This window comes from Streptomyces sp. NPDC014991, from assembly GCF_043080665.1.
Taxonomy (GTDB): domain Bacteria; phylum Actinomycetota; class Actinomycetes; order Streptomycetales; family Streptomycetaceae; genus Streptomyces.
On sequence record NZ_JBIBVY010000007.1, the window covers coordinates 167,658 to 181,078 of the forward strand.

Annotated in this window: 11 protein-coding genes and 1 pseudogene; 8 read left to right on the forward strand and 4 right to left on the reverse strand. The window is 72.6% G+C overall.

Annotation, left to right across the window (positions count from 1 at the left end):
• Positions 1–59: 59 nt before the first annotated feature.
• Positions 60–515 (forward strand): annotated as a pseudogene (locus tag ACF1BE_RS14050) (class I SAM-dependent methyltransferase); the annotation flags it as partial.
• 209 nt (positions 516–724) lie between these two features.
• Here the strand turns inward: ACF1BE_RS14050 and ACF1BE_RS14055 are convergent.
• Complete coding sequence (locus ACF1BE_RS14055) at positions 725–1,756, reverse strand: LysR family transcriptional regulator (protein ID WP_392199261.1); 1,032 nt, start codon at positions 1,754–1,756, stop codon at positions 725–727.
• A 181-nt stretch (positions 1,757–1,937) separates the two neighbouring features.
• On the opposite strand from ACF1BE_RS14055, the gene snpA reads away from it, so the two are divergent.
• Positions 1,938–2,624, forward strand: a complete 687-nt coding sequence (snpA, locus tag ACF1BE_RS14060) for a snapalysin (RefSeq protein ID WP_392199262.1) — start codon at positions 1,938–1,940, stop codon at positions 2,622–2,624.
• Between the two features lie 240 nt (positions 2,625–2,864).
• Here snpA and ACF1BE_RS14065 read toward each other — a convergent pair whose 3' ends face one another.
• On the reverse strand, positions 2,865–3,293 hold the full coding sequence (locus ACF1BE_RS14065; RefSeq protein ID WP_392199263.1) for a hypothetical protein: 429 nt from the start codon (positions 3,291–3,293) through the stop codon (positions 2,865–2,867).
• Positions 3,294–3,578: 285 nt separating this feature from the next.
• On the opposite strand from ACF1BE_RS14065, the gene ACF1BE_RS14070 reads away from it, so the two are divergent.
• Positions 3,579–5,417: a polymorphic toxin-type HINT domain-containing protein gene (locus tag ACF1BE_RS14070; RefSeq protein WP_392199264.1), complete on the forward strand. Its 1,839-nt coding sequence runs from the start codon at positions 3,579–3,581 to the stop codon at positions 5,415–5,417.
• Positions 5,414–5,851 carry a DUF4279 domain-containing protein gene (locus ACF1BE_RS14075; protein ID WP_392199265.1) on the forward strand — a complete coding sequence of 146 codons (438 nt, stop codon included), beginning with the start codon at positions 5,414–5,416 and terminating at the stop codon, positions 5,849–5,851. Before ACF1BE_RS14070 ends, ACF1BE_RS14075 begins: the two co-directional genes overlap by 4 nt.
• A 177-nt stretch (positions 5,852–6,028) precedes the next feature.
• On the opposite strand, the gene ACF1BE_RS14080 is transcribed toward ACF1BE_RS14075, so the two are convergent.
• Positions 6,029–6,646: a hypothetical protein gene (locus tag ACF1BE_RS14080; RefSeq protein WP_392199266.1), complete on the reverse strand. Its 618-nt coding sequence runs from the start codon at positions 6,644–6,646 to the stop codon at positions 6,029–6,031.
• 133 nt (positions 6,647–6,779) lie between these two features.
• Here ACF1BE_RS14080 and ACF1BE_RS14085 point away from each other — a divergent pair, with 133 nt between their 5' ends.
• Positions 6,780–7,178, forward strand: a complete 399-nt coding sequence (locus ACF1BE_RS14085; RefSeq protein ID WP_392199267.1) for a hypothetical protein — start codon at positions 6,780–6,782, stop codon at positions 7,176–7,178.
• Entirely contained in the window at positions 7,163–7,345 is a 183-nt protein-coding gene (locus ACF1BE_RS14090; RefSeq protein WP_392199268.1) for a hypothetical protein, read from the forward strand. Before ACF1BE_RS14085 ends, ACF1BE_RS14090 begins: the two co-directional genes overlap by 16 nt.
• 81 nt (positions 7,346–7,426) lie before the next feature.
• Here the strand turns inward: ACF1BE_RS14090 and ACF1BE_RS14095 are convergent, their stop codons facing one another.
• Positions 7,427–10,216, reverse strand: a complete 2,790-nt coding sequence (locus ACF1BE_RS14095; protein ID WP_392199269.1) for a SpoIIE family protein phosphatase — start codon at positions 10,214–10,216, stop codon at positions 7,427–7,429.
• 306 nt (positions 10,217–10,522) lie between these two features.
• Here ACF1BE_RS14095 and ACF1BE_RS14100 point away from each other — a divergent pair, with 306 nt between their 5' ends.
• Together ACF1BE_RS14100 and ACF1BE_RS14105 are read left to right on the forward strand one after the other, a co-directional pair.
• Positions 10,523–11,623, forward strand: a complete 1,101-nt coding sequence (locus ACF1BE_RS14100; RefSeq protein WP_392199270.1) for a PP2C family protein-serine/threonine phosphatase — start codon at positions 10,523–10,525, stop codon at positions 11,621–11,623.
• A 160-nt stretch (positions 11,624–11,783) separates the two neighbouring features.
• Positions 11,784–13,301, forward strand: coding sequence for an MFS transporter (locus ACF1BE_RS14105; protein ID WP_392199271.1), 1,518 nt, complete (start codon positions 11,784–11,786; stop codon positions 13,299–13,301).
• Positions 13,302–13,421: the final 120 nt, after the last annotated feature.

The following is a 13,421-nucleotide window of genomic DNA, read 5'->3' on the forward strand; positions in this document are numbered from 1 at the left end:
ACGACGTTCCCTTCCCAGTACCGGGGGACGCCACGGCCACCGGGGCGGGAGGTCCCATCATGAGCACGCCACCACCCCCGGGAGGGGCCGCCGCCGGGGAAGGCCGCTACGGCGAGGACCTGTTCGAACCGGAACGCCCCGGGGAGGCCGCGCGGATCGACGCCGCCGCACTCGTCTACGACCCCGTGACCACGCGCCGCCTGCGGGCTCTGGGCGCCGGACCGGGCAGCCGCTGCCTCGAAGTGGGCGCCGGCACGGGGACCGTGGCGCGCTGGCTGCTGGAGGAGGCGGGTGTCGACGAGGTGGTCGCCCTGGACCGGGACACCAGCCGGCTGCATGCCCTCACGATCCCGCGGCTGCGGGTGGTCACCGGCGACCTGACCGACGAGGGCCTGCGCCTCGGCAGTTTCGACCTCGTCCACGCCAGGTTCGTCCTCATGCACCTGCCCCAGCGCCGCCGGCTCATCACGCGGCTCGTACGACACCTCGCTCCCGGAGGCCGGTTGCTGCTGGGCGACGCCCTGGAGGTGCCGAACGCCCTGGACACGTCGTCCGCCTACCGGCGCACCATGGACGCCCTGTGGCAGGCACTGCGGTCGACGATCGGCACCGACACCTCCTCCGTCCCGGCGTACCCGCACTTCCTGAGAGAGGAGGGCCTTCAGTGCCGCCCGGGCCCGGCGGTCTCGCGCGACGGGGCGCCGAGCGGCACCGGGCCGCGGTCTCACGGCGCGTGCAGGTCGGCCGCCACCGGCCACTGCGTCGGCACCGGTGACTGCGTCACCACCGGTGGCCCGTGCGGTTTCCGGCAGGCGTCCGGGCCGGGTGGGTGTGCCCGCTGCAACCACTTCCGGTAGGCCGGTGCCTCATGGGCCACCGCCCAGTAGGCCGTGTGCAACTCCGGGTAGCCGTCGTCCAGTTCGTCCTCCGTGCGGGCCGCCAGGAGCAGACGTACCCCTATCGGGTCGCCCTCCAGGGGACGGATCGCGAGATCGGAACGGGGAGGGGCGGTCGGCTGGCTGACCGTGACGACCTCGCCGATGGCGGCCAGCGAGTAGGCGGTGAGGTAGTCGCCGTGCAGGATCTCGGAGTCGAGGCCGGCGGCCCGCAGTACCCGGCACAGAGCGTCCCACTCGCCGTCGACCGTGGAGTCGATCATCCAGCGGTCGCCGGACAGGTCGGCCAGGCTCACCTCCGCCCGCGCCGCCGCAGGATGGTCCGCGGCGAGCGTGACGAACTGCGGTTCGCGTTCGACGAGTACGCGCAGGCACAGGCCGGGCGGAACACGCAGCGGACTGCCCTCGACCTCGTGCACGAACGCCATGTCGAGCCGGCCGGCGGCGACCATGCCGAGCAGGGCGTTGGCGGAGACGTTCATCTCCAGCGTGGGCTCGACGCGCGGGACCCGTGCGCGCAGCAGGCGCAGCCAGCCCGGGATGGCCCGGCTCGCGGTGGCACCGATGCGCAGCTGGAACCCCCTGGCGGCACGGGCGGCGGCCGCCCTGGTCTCCGTGACGAGTGCCGCGAACTCCGCCACCAGCGGCCTGGCCCGGCTCAGCACCACCAGCCCGAGCGGGGTCGGCCGGCAGCCGGTCCGGGTCCGCATGAAGAGCTGCGCACCGAGCGCGCGCTCGATGCGCGCCAGCTGGGTGCTCAACGACGGTTGAGCCAGGCCGAGTTGCCGTGCCGCTTTGTGCAGACTGCCGGTGTCGGCGATGGCGCAGAGAACGCGCAGATGCCTCACCTCGAGCTCCATGGGGGGAGCGTAAGGGGGCGCGCGGCACCGCACCAGATGTTCAAGTTCCAACGAAAGTGGACGAGTCGACCGCCGATAGCCCCGTGCAATCCCCGATTGCCATCATCCGCCGTCCCGTTGGCCTGCCCGAGACTCACTGGCAACCGATCGTTCAACCCCACAGGACGAGTAGGAGCTCCCCATGACGTCGTTCCGCACCAGCACCGGGCCGAAGAACAGACGACTGCTGGCCCTCGCGCTCGGTGTCGGTCTGGCCTCCGCCGCACTCGGCACCGCGAGCCCGGCAAGTGCCCAGAACACCGCCACGGTACCGGCCCACTCCGCCACCGCCCGCTACATCGGCTCGAGTGAGAAGGCCGGCAACAAGGCGTTCTTCGACGCCGTACTGAAGTCGGTCGCCAAGAGGCAGGCCGCCCACCCCACCCTCCAGTCGGTGACCGTCTACTACAACGCCGCCCAGGCGCCGAGCTTCCGCTCCCAGATATCGAGCGCCGCCTCCATCTGGAACAGCTCCGTGTCCAACGTCAAGCTCCAGGCGACGTCGGGCAGCGCGGACTTCTCCTACTACGAGGGCAACGACTCGCGCGGGTCGTACGCCTCCACCAACGGCCACGGCAGCGGCTACATCTTCCTGGACTACACGCAGAACCGCCAGTACGACTCGATCCGGGTCACCGCCCACGAGACCGGCCATGTACTGGGCCTGCCGGACCACTACAGCGGCCCGTGCAGCGAGCTGATGTCGGGCGGCGGCCCCGGCCCGTCCTGCACCAACCGGTACCCGAACAGCACCGAGCGCTCCCGCGTCAACCAGCTGTGGGCCAACGGCCTCACCAAGGCCCTCGCCCAGGTGACGAAGACCGGCTGACCCGGTGCACGAGCGGGCCGGCCTCCCCCACGGGCCGGCCCGTCACCACGGTAGGACCACGGCGCCGGTCCGTGGTCCGTACCGCCGCCGTGCACGACGGCGGGGGCCCGGCCTTCGTTCCTCGAAGGCCGGGCCCCCGCGTCGAGAGGTGTGTGACGTGAGCGGCCGGCTCCGCGGCCTGCCGCCACGCCCCCGGCACGGCATTCCGCGTGGCGTCCGCCCGCGTGTGCCGGCCATGCGTCAGAGACGGCCCCGGGTGAGACGCGTGAGCGGTCCGTGCGTCTGTCGCTCGGCTCGGCGGCCCATCGCGTACGACGCCACGGTCATCGCGGTCAGGCCCGCGCTGACGCCGGCGGCGACCAGCTTGCGGTGGGCGACCACCGTCCAGGCCGTCTTGGCGGTTGCCGCGACCTGGCCCGAGGCCGTGACCAGCGCCTGACGCCCGGTCTCGACGCCTCGGGCCGCCGTGCGGACCGCCCCGCCCGTCACCTCCGCCGTCCGCTCGGTACCGGCCTTCACGGCCGACGTCGCGCCGTCGGAGGCCGCCACGGCCTTCTTCGCCGCGCGACCGGCCGGTGCCGTCGCCTTGTCCGCCGTCCGCCGGGCCTTGGCCGCGGTCCCCTGCTCCTGGCCGGACTTTCGAGTCGTCCCGCTGTTCGATTCAGTCATGAGCTTCGCGTTGCCCGCCGCCGCACGGGCAAACGTACCGGTGCACACCCAAGAGCCGCGCGGACGGCGGAAGATGGCGCGATCGGCACCCCCGGCCCGGCACGGACCGTCAGCGCCCGGTACGGGTTGATCATGACCGCTGGTAACGGTTTACGGTGTTGCCGACCACGCGCTCGAACGCGCACGCAACACGAGGGCGGTTCAGCCGCCCGGGGGAACCGCGGACCCGCGCCGCCGACCGGCGCCATGCGGGATCCGTGTCGTAAGGAACACATGTACTCGCACATGAAACAGAAGGTCGTCACGCTCGCCACCGCCTTGTGTCTGACCGTCGGCGCGGGCGTGGGCACCGCCGCGGCGGCCGGGCCCGCGGCGCAGCCGGAGCCCACGCTGCTGGAGATCGCGGCCAAGGTGGCGCAGTACTCCAACTGTGCGTCGCGGCCGCTGCTGCAACGGCCCACCTGCCTCAAGGAGTTCGCCCTCAAGTCCGCCGAGCTGGGCCTCGGCGTGGGTGTCTTCCTCTACGTCACCCGTGACGCGATGAAGGACGGGGGCGCTTCCTTCAAGGGGCTGGAGAAGGAACTGACCGAGCTGCACAAGCTCAAGCCCTACCTCCTGCTCGACCCGGACAAGGAGACCGATCCGGAGAAGAAGAAGCAGATCTACGAGCAGACGCTCAAGGCCTTCAAGGCCGCCAAGCCGCACCTGGACAAGCTCCGCACCGACCTCGTACGGGCATCCCGGCTGCTCGACGCCCACACGGAATCCGTCGAAGCCCTCACCCTGCTCGCCGTCGCGCTGGGGGACTACTACCCCGAGCCCGAACCGGTCCACGACGGGCCGGTGAAGGATCCCTGGGACATCGCGGGATTCTTCAAGGACATCGGCAAGAGCCTGGACCAGATCAACGCCGGCCTGGACCAGATGAACGGCGCCCTCGACGACATGAACAGGGCCACGGCCGAGGTCAACCGGGGCCTGGACAAGGCGAACCGGGGCATCGACAAGGCCAACAAGGGCATGGAGAAGCTCAACGAGGGCGTCAAGCAGGCCGGCAGGGGCCTGGACGAGACGAAGAAAGCCGTCGACGGCATCAACAAGGCCGCCTCGAAGCTCCGCGAAGTACCCACGTTCGACTTCGACTTCTCCCGCCTCGCCGACAGGATCGGCACGAACGACACCACCCCGGAGGAACGCGCCGCACAGGAGCGCCGGATGTCGGTGCTGCTCAACCTGCTGCCCGGCGTCGGGGACGGCAAGGGCGTCATCGAGGCCGTCACCGGCACCGACCTGGCCACCGGTGAGGCCGTGAGCACCACCGACCGTGTCCTGGGCTCGCTCGCGGTCATGCGCTGGCTCAAGTACGGGGGCAAACTCCTCCCGGAGGACATCCGCGCCGCCCGCAAGGGCGACAGGATGCCCCAGTGCGACAGCTTCCCCGCCGGCACGCGGGTCCTCATGGGCGACGGCACCACCACCCTCCCCATCGAGCAGATCACCACCGACGACAGCGTCCTGGCCACGGACCCGGAGACGGGTACCACCGGCCCGCACCCGGTCGAGGAAACGATTCTCAACCCCGACGACGAGGACTTCACCGGCCTCGCGCTGGCCGGCACGGCGGGCGACGCACCGCGCGAGCTCACCGCGACCGACCACCACCCGTTCTGGGTGGAGAACCGCGGCCGGTGGACCGACGCCCGCGACCTCAACTCCGGTGACACACTCCGCTCCCCCGACGGCACCGGGGTCCGGATCGACAAGGTCACGCACTGGAAGGAACTCCAGGGCGCCTACAACCTGACCGTCAACGACGTCCACACCTACTACGTGCTGGCGGGTACGACTCCCGTACTCGTGCACAACGCGTCGTGCGACTTCATCCGCGGCGAGATCCCCGACGCCGCCGCCATCGACCGCGGGTCCCTGGTGAAGATCAAGGAGAAGCAGCTCGAGAAGGCCCTGAAGAGCGTCGGTGAGGATCCGCACGCCTTCAAGGCCGACTGGGTGGGGAAGAACAACGTGTCGCGGTTCGACGCGATGCGCGACGGCGAGGGCAGGGTCGTCCTCGTGAGCAAGGACGGGAAGATCTTGGTTCCGACGAATTACAGGTACCGGCCGTGAGCGCGTTCCGCATGTACCTCAGGGTGGTCAGCGAGTCCCTGCAGCCTCAGGAGATCTCCGCGAGGCTGGGCACCGGACCCGACGAGTCGACGGCGATCGGCAGCCGCAGGCGTCCCCAGTCGCCGCCGCGCCCGCACGCGACGTGGATCCGGCACGCGGCGGCCGCCGGCGGGAGCGCACGGCCGGAGGATCTGGAACCGGTGGTCCTCGGCTGGGGGCCGGAGTTCGCCGCCGCCCTGGGGAGGCTGGCCCGGTCCGGGGACGCCGACGTCTCCCTGGTTCTCGTCCAGGAGATCACCGATCCCGACGACCCGCAGCAGAAGGGCGTCTTCCTCCGGGCTGACCTGCTGGCCTGGCTCGCCACGGCCGGGGCGTCGCTGGACATCGACCAGTACGTGTACCACGACTGCGCCGGGGAGGAGGCCGGCTCCTAGGGTCTTTCGTTCGGATCAGGCCGGATCAGGGAGCGGGTCCTGGTGCCGTGCATCGCAAGGCGGAGGAGGGCGCCAGGATCCGAACGAGAGGGCCTGGGCACGGAGGAGGGTCCAGGGGCGGGCCACCGAGGCGGGGCCGGCTCGCCACCGGACGCCCCGGCCCTCTCCTCGCCCTCGTCACTCGGCTCTGTCGTGCGGTTCCGGGGCGGGGCCGGGCGGGGTGTCCGGCCGGGGTGGAGGCCCAGTGGTGTCACCGGCCGGTGGGGTGCCGGGACGGGGTTGCCGTGCGGTGCCGAACGCCGGATATGTCAGGGTCTCTCCGCTACCCCACCGCAGAAGCACGGCCGCGAGGACGAACAGCAGGGTCAGGGCGGCGAAGGCCAGGCCGAGCCAGAGACCCACGCCGGTGCCGATGGTGGCGCCGGTGAACGATGCCGCCAGCCGGCTGTACAGGTCCGCCAGGTCGGACACGTCTGCCGCCTTCAGGATGTAGACGGCCAGCAGGACGGACGACGGGACGAGTGACGCCTCCAGGTACCGCCTGCTGTGCGTCGCCGCGGCCATGGCCAGCAGGACGAGCGTGGCGAACACCATGGCGGTGATCAGCGCCGGTCCCGCGGTCGGGAGGTCCACCCCGAAGGCGTTCTCGCTGCCGCCCGCACTGGTCGTCAGCCAGGGCAGGAAGAGCATGACGAGACTCAGCAGCGCGCAGACCGCGGCCGCGGCCAGAGGCCAGTCACGTGAGGTCTTCCACCGCAGGGCGAAGCGGGGGCGGCGAGCCGAAGTGGTCGTCATTGCGTCCTCCCGGAGTTCCACGACACCCGGGAGGCCGGACCCGGTCCCGGACGCGCCGCAGACAGTGACCTGGTGGCTCCCACCATCCCCCGCGCCCGGGGCGGGCGCACTTCGTGGCTCGCCCGGACCGCCGGTGTCCGTGCGCCGTGTGCGGGCGATGGTCCCGACGTGCCGGGGGGTGGGTGCCGGTCTCGGCGCCGGAGTCCTCTCCGCGGCTTTCGTGCTCGTCGAGGCGGGGTCGTGGCCGGGTGCCGTGGTGGTCCTCGTGGTGCTCGGCCTGTTCTACGGCATCCGGGTGGCGCGCCGGATGAGCGGGCTCTGGCCCGAGGCCGCGCGCCTGAGCGGCGCCGAGCGTGCGGCCGTGGTGCGCGCCACCCGGCGCGGGGAGGCCGTCGGTGATCCCCGGCTGGCGCCCTCGGTCGCCGGGTACGCCGGCGCCCTGCGCCGGGCCGCCGAGGAGGACCGGCTGCGCCGCTGGGTCGTCGTCCTCGTCACGTGCTCACGGTCGCGCTGGCCGTGTACGACACCCTGAGGAGTTCCACCGGCGAGATCGTCACCTCGTGGCTGGTGGTCGTGCTCTTCGTGGCCGATCTGGTGTGGTGGCCGCGCAGGCGGGCCCGCCTGCTGGTCCGCGCCGACCGGGCGGAGGCGTCGGCCCGCCGCGGGGCGGGCACGGACCGCTCCGCGGGCGGCTCCTGAGGGCCGGAGGCCGTCCAGGAACGCCGCACCGTGCGGCGCGGTGCACGGGGAGCGCCGTACGGGTACGCGCTCCCGCCGGTGTCAGAGATCGAGGACGTCGAACATCGCCGACACGTCCGGTTCCGCGGTGCGGTCCAGGTTCTGTTCGGCCCAGATCACCTTTCCCCGCGCCGCGTACCTGGTGCCCCAGATGTCCGCGAACTGGGAGACGAGGAAGAGGCCGCGGCCGCCTTCGTCGGTGGTGGCGGCGTGCCGCAGCCGGGGTGAGGTGTTGCTGCCGTCCGACACCTCACAGACCAGGGTGCGGCCCAGGAGCAGCCTGACGCAGATGGGCGGGGCGCCGTAGCGGATCGCGTTGGTGAGGAGTTCGCTGAGGATCAGTTCCGTGGTGAACGCGGACTCCTCCAGCTGCCACTCGGCGAGCTTCCGGTTCACCTCTTTGCGTACCCGGGGCACCGCCATGGCGTCGAACGGGACCTCCCAGGTCGCGGCGCACGAGGGGTCGAGCCGCCGGGTCCGGGCGACCAGCAGCGCCACGTCGTCACTGGGGTGTTCGGGCAGCATCGTCTCCACGAGGGCCCGGCAGGTCTCCTCCGGTGTCTGGTCCGCGCGGGCGATGGTCGAGGCGAGCGTGTCCAGGCCCTCGTCGATGTCCCGTCCGCGGTTCTCGACCAGGCCGTCGGTGAACAGGATGAGCCGGCTGCCCTCGGGCAGGTCCAGCTCGCCGGCCTCGAAAGGGTGCCCGCCCACGCCCAGGGGCGGTGACAGGGGCAGTTCGGGGAAGGTCACCCGGCCCTGGGGATCCGCGACGGCGGGTGCGAGGTGGCCGGCGCGGGAGAAGGTGCAGCGACCGCCGACCGGGTCGTAGATGGCGTAGAGGCAGGTGGCGCCGGTCAGGGGTTCGCGCTCGTCGTCGGCGGTCGCGGTCTGCGAGTCCAGCCGGGTCACCATCTCGTCCAGATGGCCGAGCAGTTCGTCGGGGGCAAGGTCCAGGGAGGAGAAGTTCAGTACGGCCGTGCGGAGCCGTCCCATGGTCACCGCGGCCTGCAGCCCGTGTCCCACGATGTCACCGACGACGAGCGCCACCCGGAAACCGGGCAGCGGGATGACGTCGAACCAGTCGCCGCCCACACCGGACTGTGCCGGCAGATAGCGTGAGGCGATCTCCAGCGCGTCCTGTTCCGGCAGGCCCAGCGGCAGCAGGTTGCGCTGGAGTGTCACGGCCATGGCGTGTTCGCGGGAGTACCGGCGTGCGTTGTCGATGGCGACGGCGGCCCGGGCCACCAGTTCCTCGGTCACGGCGACGTCCTCCTCCTCGAACCGGGGGGTGTCCGCGCCGCGCCAGAAGTTGACCATGCCGAGGACCACCCCGCGCGCCCGGAGCGGTACCGAGATCAGTGAGTGGATGCCGTGGTCCAGCGCCCGCCGTGCCCCCTCGGGATCCTGTGCCCGCCAGTCCCGGGCGGTCTCCAGGTCCGGCACGAAGACCGCCCTGCCCCGGCCCAGCGCGGCCACCATCGGGGTGTCGGCCATCACGAACCGGATCACGTCGCCGACCGGCTGGAGGGGGTGCCCGGGCTGCGAGGCACGCATCGCGGTACGCCGCATCTCGTGCACCGCGCTCGTCGGCTCCTCCCCGCGCAGCACGGAGTCGAGGATCTCCACGGTGACGATGTCGGCCATGCGCGGGACGGCCACCTCGGTCAGCTCCTCGGCCGTGCGCCGTACGTCGAGTGTGGTGCCGATCCGCATGCCCGCCTCGTACAGGAACGACAGCCGGCCCCGCGCGAGCTCGGCCTGCCCGCTGAGGGCCCTGAGCTCGGTGGTGTCGCGGAAGGTGGCGACGAGTCCCTGAGCGCCGCCGTAGGGGGCGGTCGGCCGGATGTTGACCGCGAGCAGCCGGTCCCCGGTCGGGATGATCTCGTCGGACACGGCCTCACCCGCCACCAGCAGCCGGGTCAGGCCCGGTCCGAGGCCCAGTTCCCGCACGTGCCGCCGGTCGGCGTCGTCGGGGAGGGCCAGCAGGCGGCTCGCCTCGTCGTTGGCGAGCAGTATGCGCCCGTCGCCGCCGACGATCAGTACGCCTTCGCGTACCGCGTGCAGTACGGCGTCGTGGTGCTCGTACATCTGGGTCATCTCGGCCGGGCCGAGTCCGTGGGTCTGCCGCAGCAGCCGGCGGCTGATCAGGGCGGCGCCGCCGGTGGCCAGCACGAGCGCCCCCGCCGCCGCGCCGAGGAGCATCGGCAGCTGCTGGTTCAGGACGTCGCCCACGTTGGCGTACTCGATGCCGGCGGTGACCATGCCGACCACGCGCCGGCTCGCGTCCGTCACCGGTACCACCGCGCGCACGGCGTCGGCCGGCCGGCCGTGGAACGTCTCGGTGAACGTCTCCCCCGCGGCGGCCCGGCCGACGCCCTGCGCCTGGGTGCCGATCAGTGCGGGGTCGGGATCGGTGATCCGTACCCCGTGTTCGTCCAGGACGGTGACGAAGTCGACGCCGGAGCCCTTCCACGCCTGTTCCGCCGCCGCCTGCAACCGGGCCGTGGGATCCGGTGCCCGGAGCGCGAGTGCCGTGCCGGGCGCGTGCGCGAACGATTCCGCGGCGGCCAGGGACCGGTCCCTGGCGCTGCGTTCGGCGTCGTACCGGCCCTGTACGACCAGGGCGGAGGCGGCCACCGCCACCAGAACCAGCATGATCAGCGCCTGGAGCAGGAAGACCTGCGCGGCGAGCGTGCGGACGCTCAGGGACGGGGACAGGCGGCGTCCGCGTGGCGGCCGGAATTGCCTTCTCCTGCGGGACGGATCGGATGACCACCGGCTGCCGGGCGGCGGCGCCGCTCTCGCCCATGGCCAGCGGGAACGTCCGCTCATCTCCCTGTTCTAACACCCCCTGTCCGTGATCGGCGACCGGTGCGCCGGCTGAGGGGGCGTGGATACCGGCGTGCCGGGCGGCCGCCGGCCGGGGGCCGGTGCGGATGCGAGGGGCGCGCGAACATGCCGTGAGGTGGAGCAATCACCGGTGCGCCGTGGCCCGGCACACCAGGCTGGAGCTCTTGTCGAGTTCCTGTGACAGGAGTCCGTGTGCGAGGACCACGTATGCCGAAGCCTGGACATACCGGTCGGGAGGCGGAGGGCGGCGCCGGTACGCGGACGGGGGTGCCGGCTCCGCCGGCGTGGATGCGGTGGCTTCCGGTCCTGTACGTCGCCGTCGTCCTGCTGCTGGAGCCCGTCACCCCGGTGGACTGGCCGGTGAGCTTCCTGCTGGTCGGCGTGTCCCTGGTCGCCGCGTTCGCCCACGGTCCCGTCGTCGTCGGCGTCGTCACGGTCCTCGCCATCGTCCTGGAAGGCGTCCTGGCCGGTACCCCGTGCTGTGCCGGCCGGCCGGTCGGCTACCTCTGGGACCGCCACTACGTGGCCGACTACGTCTGCACCGCCCTGGTGGGTGTCCTCGCCACGATTCTGGCCGCGCACCGCATCCGCCGTGAGCGCACGCTGGCCGACGTACGGTCCGTCGCCGAGATCGCCCAGCGGGTTCTGCTCCGACCGGTTCCGCAGCGGATCGACGGTCTCGTGCTGGAGAGTCTCTACCTGTCCGCCGCCGCGGAGGCACGCATCGGCGGTGATCTGTACGAGGCGGTCCGCACCCGGTACGGAATCCGGCTGGTCATGGGTGACGTGCGCGGCAAGGGGCTGCTCGCGGTGGAGACCGCCGCGGCCCTGCTGAGCGCGTTCCGCGAGGCGGCGCACGACGAACCCGCCCTTCCCGCCCTGGCCGACCGGGTGGAGACGAGCATGAACCGCAGGGCCGCACAGCTGGGCGGCGGTGAGACGGGCGAACGGTTCGTCACCGCCGTCTTCGCCGAGATCCCCGCTGACGCCCCTGTGATCCGCGTCGTCAACTGCGGTCATCCGCCGCCGGTGCTCATCCGGTCCGGTGAGGTGTGCGAGCTGGACCGGGGACGGTCGGCGCCGCCGCTGAACCTCGGCGTGCTGGTCGGGGAGCCGTACCACGTCGACGACTACTCCCTGCGGCCCGGCGACCAGCTGCTGTTGTACACGGACGGCGTCACGGAGACGCGGGACGCGGCCGGCGCGTTCTATCCCCTGCTGCCGCGCCTTCGTTCCTGGGCCGGCCTCCCGCCACGGGAACTGCTGGAACGGCTCCACCACGACCTGCTGGTCCACAGCGGCAACCGTCTCCAGGACGACATCGCGGCACTCGCCGTCCGCGTCCCGGCGGAGGAGCCGTCCCAGGCACGCCCGTCGCCGGCCCGGTGAACACCGGCCTTGTGCGACGCGCCGAGTGGCCGGGACGTGACAGCCCGCAGCACGGCCCGGGCCGGCGCCGGGCCGCCGGTTGGACGACGGGGTGCCGCCGGTTAGGCGGCGGGGTGAACGGGAACCTGGTTCGCCGGGGTGCCGAGCTGGGAGGAGTCCGGTGACGGCGTCGACGTCAGCGGCGGGCGGTCGCGGTCCGGGTGCTCAGGAGAGCGGGTACGAGCCGGATCCGCGGCGGTGGCGCGCCCTGTGGGTCACCTTGGTGGCCGGCTTCATGAGCCTGCTCGACGTCACGATCGTGGCGGTCGCCCTGCCCACCGTCCAACGCGATCTGCACGCCTCCCCCGCGCAGGTGCAGTGGGTCGTGTCCGGGTACGCCCTGACCTTCGCCCTCGCCCTGGTCACCGCCGGACGCCTCGGCGACGCGCTGGACCGGCGCCGTATCTTCCTGCTGGCCCTCGGCGGTTTCGTCCTCTTCAGCGCGGGCTGCGGAGCCGCCCCCGACATCACGCTGCTCGTGGTCGCCCGCCTCGCCCAGGGCCTGGCCGCCGGCTTCATGGCCCCCCAGAACTCCGCGCTCATCCAGCAGATGTTCCGCGGCGCCGAGCGCGGCCGGGCCTTCGGCTTCTTCGGCGCCACCGTCGGCATATCCTCCGCCGCCGGTCCGATCACCGGTGGCACCATCCTCGCCCTCGCCTCCGGCGAGCAGGGCTGGCGGTGGATCTTCTACGTCAACGTACCCATCGGCATCCTCGCCGTCCTCCTCGGCCGCCGCCTGCTGCCCCGCACCCGGCGCTCCGGACGGGGACACCTGGACGTGCCCGGCGTCCTGCTCCTCGGTCTCGGTGTCCTGGCGCTGATGTACCCCCTGGTCCAGGCCGACTCCGGTGGCATCGACCGCCTGTGGTGGCTGTTCCCCGCGGGCGCCGCGCTCCTCGTCGTCTTCGCCCGGTGGCAGTGCCGCCTCGTCGCCCGGGGCACCCAGCCGCTCCTCGACCCGCGTCTGTTCAGCACCGTGCGCGGTTACGCGGTGGGCGCCGGCATCGGCACCCTGTACTTCGTCGGCTTCAGCGGCGTCTGGCTGGTCTTCGCCCTGTTCTACCAGCGCGGCCTCGGCTTCTCGCCGCTCCTGTCCGGTCTCGCCGTCACCCCCTTCGCCATCGGCTCGGCCGGCGCGGCCGTGGTCTCCGGCCGGCTGGTGGAGCGGTTCGGCCGCCTGCTCACCGTGTGCGGCCTCGCGGGCGTGATCGCCGGCTTCGGCGGCACCGCGCTGCTGCTGTGTCTCGCGCCCCTGCACAGTGCGCCGTGGATCGCCGCCCCGGTCCTGTTCCTCGGCGGTATCGGCAGCGGCTTCGTGGTCGCCCCCAACATCACCATGACCCTGCGGGACGTGCCCGTGCGCATGGCGGGCGCGGCGGGCGGCGCCCTCCAGACCGGGCAGCGGCTGGGCGCCGCGCTGGGGACCGCCGCCCTGCCCGGGCTGTTCTATCTGGTGCTCGGCGGCAGCGGGGACTACCGCGGCGCCGTCGTCACCGCGCTGTGCTGCGCCCTCGTCGGCATGGTGGCCGCCCTGGCGCTCGCGCTGTTCGACCGGCGGCGCGACCGGCGTGCGGACCGGCCGCACCGGCAGGGCCCGGACGAGACCGCCGACGACCCGATGCACGCCCGGCACATCTGACCCGCGGCCAGCCCCACCGGACGCCGAGGCTTCCCGTCCCGGGGCTCAGCAGCCCCCACGGCCGGACCCGGTGCCGGCCGGGAGCCGGCCGGCACGGTCCACGGCGACCGGCCCGGGCGC

What these genes read in the sequence shown, in the direction of transcription:
- ACF1BE_RS14065 (WP_392199263.1), bottom strand. Translation starts at nt 3,293, where the DNA reads ATGACTGAATCGAACAGCGGGACGACTCGAAAGTCCGGCCAGGAGCAG.
- ACF1BE_RS14055 (WP_392199261.1), bottom strand. Translation starts at nt 1,756, where the DNA reads ATGGAGCTCGAGGTGAGGCATCTGCGCGTTCTCTGCGCCATCGCCGAC.
- ACF1BE_RS14095 (WP_392199269.1), bottom strand. Translation starts at nt 10,216, where the DNA reads ATGAGCGGACGTTCCCGCTGGCCATGGGCGAGAGCGGCGCCGCCGCCC.
- ACF1BE_RS14080 (WP_392199266.1), bottom strand. Translation starts at nt 6,646, where the DNA reads ATGACGACCACTTCGGCTCGCCGCCCCCGCTTCGCCCTGCGGTGGAAG.
- ACF1BE_RS14100 (WP_392199270.1), top strand. Translation starts at nt 10,523, where the DNA reads ATGCGGTGGCTTCCGGTCCTGTACGTCGCCGTCGTCCTGCTGCTGGAG.
- ACF1BE_RS14070 (WP_392199264.1), top strand. Translation starts at nt 3,579, where the DNA reads ATGAAACAGAAGGTCGTCACGCTCGCCACCGCCTTGTGTCTGACCGTC.
- snpA (WP_392199262.1), top strand. Translation starts at nt 1,938, where the DNA reads ATGACGTCGTTCCGCACCAGCACCGGGCCGAAGAACAGACGACTGCTG.